This is a genomic window from Amycolatopsis sp. NPDC059021, from assembly GCF_042739895.1.
Classification (GTDB): domain Bacteria; phylum Actinomycetota; class Actinomycetes; order Mycobacteriales; family Pseudonocardiaceae; genus Amycolatopsis.
Map to the genome: position 1 here is coordinate 7,449 of NZ_JBHYIQ010000182.1, position 2,262 is coordinate 9,710.

At 71.2% G+C, this 2,262-nt stretch carries 1 protein-coding gene and 2 pseudogenes; 1 reads left to right on the forward strand and 2 read right to left on the reverse strand.

Features of this window, described 5'->3' with window-relative positions; all coding sequences use genetic code 11:
* Positions 1 to 829, forward strand: a pseudogene (locus ACFWX1_RS47155) (FAD-dependent monooxygenase); the annotation flags it as partial.
* 58 nt (positions 830 to 887) lie between these two features.
* On the opposite strand, the gene ACFWX1_RS47160 reads toward ACFWX1_RS47155, so the two are convergent.
* Together ACFWX1_RS47160 and ACFWX1_RS47165 are read right to left on the reverse strand one after the other, a co-directional pair.
* The gene (locus ACFWX1_RS47160; protein WP_378396469.1) at positions 888 to 1,694 is read right to left on the reverse strand and encodes a DUF2382 domain-containing protein; all 807 of its coding nucleotides are present in this window, start codon (positions 1,692 to 1,694) and stop codon (positions 888 to 890) included.
* 253 nt (positions 1,695 to 1,947) lie between these two features.
* Positions 1,948 to 2,262: pseudogene (locus ACFWX1_RS47165) on the reverse strand (hypothetical protein); the annotation flags it as partial.

Below are 2,262 nucleotides of genomic sequence, written 5' to 3' on the forward strand. Positions count from 1 at the left end.
CGGGCCCGGGCTCCGGCCCTCGGCTCGGGTCGGTGGGCGGCCGGGTGGGTGGCGGGGCGGCGCGGGCAGCTTCTTGGGGCCCCGGCCCCCCCCCCCCACGACCGTGGTCACGAGTCTCCTGGTCGGCGCCGACGGGGCTTGGTCGAAGGTGCGGCCGCTGCTGTCCGGCGCGGTACCCGAGTACACCGGCACGTCGTTCGTCGAGACCTATCTGTACGAGGCGGACACCCGGCATCCGGCCACCGCGAAGGTGGTCGGCGGCGGGTCGATGGGCGCGCCATCGCGGGGCGAGGGAATCCATGCGCACCGGGAAAAGGGCGACACCCTGCACACCTACGTGACGCTCGTCAGGTCTCAGGAATGGTTTGCCGCCATCGATTTCACCGATCCCGCCGCGGCCGCCGCACGGATCGCGCGGGAATTCGCGGGCTGGGCACCGGAACTCACCGCGCTGATCACCGACGGCGACACACCGCTGATCCTGCGCCCGCACTACGCCTTGCCGATCGAACACCGGTGGGATCGGGTGCCGGGCGTGACCCTGATCGGCGACGCCGCGCACCTCACCGCTCCGAACGGCGAAGGCGCCAACCTGGCCATGCTCGACGGCGCCGATCTCGGCCAGGCCCTCGCCGCACACCCCGGTGACGTCGAAGCCGCGCTCGCCGAGTACGAGCGGGTGATGTTCCCTCGCAGCACCGAGATCGCCATCCAGGGCGCCGAACTCGGGAAGATGCTCGCCGGCGCGAAGGGTGAGGACGTCGCCCAGATCCTGATCGCCGCGCTCACCGCGGGCGAACAGCGGGCCACCGTGTCCGAGTCCCGGTAACGAGGGCCGGGCGCGGGCCGCACCGTCCGAAGAGGACACGGCGCGGCCCGCGGCGGTGTCAGGATTTGCGGCGCTTCTTCGTGCTGTCGTCCTGGACGTCGAACTGTTCCTTGCGCACCTCACCGGTGACGGTCTGGTCCTCGGTGACCGTCTCGGTGCTCGCGCGGAGTCGTTCGACAGGACGGGTTTCCTTGCGCACCACCGGTTTTTCGGCGTGCAGCGCGATGTCCTGCTCCTGCTCGCCGAGCTCGTCCCCGGGGCGGGCGGAGCCGTCGGTGATCGGCTCGCGTTCGATCCGGACCTCTTCGTGCCGCACCGGGACCGTGACTTGCTGTTCCTCGGTGACGACATACTTGCGGAGGCGGACGTGGCCCGTCTCGACCTGCTCGGTACCGACGTTGAGCTGCTCCTCCGAACGGATCATCTCGGCGTCGGGGGTACCCTTGCCGCTCTTCGCGGCCTTGCCCCGGTCCTCGGGCCGCCCGCCCGCGCGGCCGCCCTGTCCCGAGCCCGCCGGGCCGCGACCGATGCCGGCGTCGGGAGCCGTGCGAGGCACCGGCATGCCGTAGTGCCGGTAGAGTTCGGCGCTCTCGTCCATCGAGAGCCTGCCGTCGGCATCGATGCGCGGGGCCTCGGAAACCTGGTCCTTCGCGACGTTCACGTGGACGCCGTCGCGCTCCATGTTCGCGCCCTGCAGCGGCACGAAGCTCTCCTTGGTGCCGAACAGCCCGGTCCGCACCGTGATCCATTCGGGTTGCCGCGTCGCGTCGGCGAGGTAGACGTTTCCCACCTTGCCGATCTTGTTGCCTTCGGGATCGACCACGGCGCTGTCCAACAGCTGCTGGGGTGACAAGGTGCTGGCCATCTTGCGTCCTTTCTCCGGTGGTAGTACGAACTTTCTTCGGTACCACCACCTTCGGACGCGCCGGTGATCGCGGCAACCGTCCGGTGTGCCGGTGGGGGACACCGGAAAGTGGAGGTTTGAGCGTCTCCCTCCGGGTAACGCGCGCGGCCTTCGCCGGGGGATTCCGGGCTGCCGGACGGTGTCGGTCCGAAGTGGAGCGTGACCCGATCGAGTGAAATGGAAACGTCACCCGAGCCGCACCCGCCGCCCACGCTCAGCGGTGCTCGGGTGGCGGGAAGACCGTGTCCAGCACATGGCTGAGGATGGCGGCGGGGTCGGCCGCCGGGGCGACCGTCTGACGCAGGGCGAGGCCGATCCCCAGCGCGCCGAGCATGACGACGGCTTGGTGCAGCGGCATCGCGGGTTCGAGGCGCAGCCGCCGGGAGTGCTCGTCGAGCAGGGCGACGACCTCGTCGTCGTGACGCTGCTGGATGGCGGCGACGCGGGCGGCGGTTTCGGGTTGCGGGGCCGGGGGCGGCGGGGCCTGCGCGGGGGGCGGCGGGCGCGAGCGCCGCGGGAGTGGGTGTGG

Bases quoted from the DNA above. Each gene is read 5' to 3' on its own strand.
- ACFWX1_RS47160 (WP_378396469.1), bottom strand. From the start codon at position 1,694: ATGGCCAGCACCTTGTCACCCCAGCAGCTGTTGGACAGCGCCGTGGTC.